The following is a 254-nucleotide window of genomic DNA, read 5'->3' on the forward strand; positions in this document are numbered from 1 at the left end:
TAGTAAACTAAAAGAGAGATAGGCTGAGAAGGATAGCCATTCATACTTTATCTTCCTCCACAGGATCTCAATGAGATTGAGCTCAGGAGAATAGGTGGGGAGGAATTTAATGTAGAGGTTCTTCTTGCAGCAATTCCCGCAGGCTTCGAAAACCGGCATTTGACGGGGTTTTGTAAAGTAGTCTTTCGTAAACGCAAGTACAAAACTGAATCGGCTCCCCTTTGCAAAAAATCTTTGGGCCCGCTTCATTTTGG

1 protein-coding gene is annotated in these 254 nt (G+C 43.3%); it reads right to left on the bottom strand.

Going from position 1 to position 254, the window contains the following annotated elements; all coding sequences use genetic code 11:
• A partial coding sequence (locus MWC30_RS23280) for a transposase (RefSeq protein WP_368860940.1) occupies positions 1–249 on the bottom strand: 249 nt, incomplete at its 3' end.
• Between the last annotated feature and the right edge of the window lie 5 nt (positions 250–254).

The sequence above is a fragment of the Desulforhabdus sp. TSK genome (assembly GCF_022836495.1).
GTDB lineage: Bacteria > Desulfobacterota > Syntrophobacteria > Syntrophobacterales > Syntrophobacteraceae > Desulforhabdus.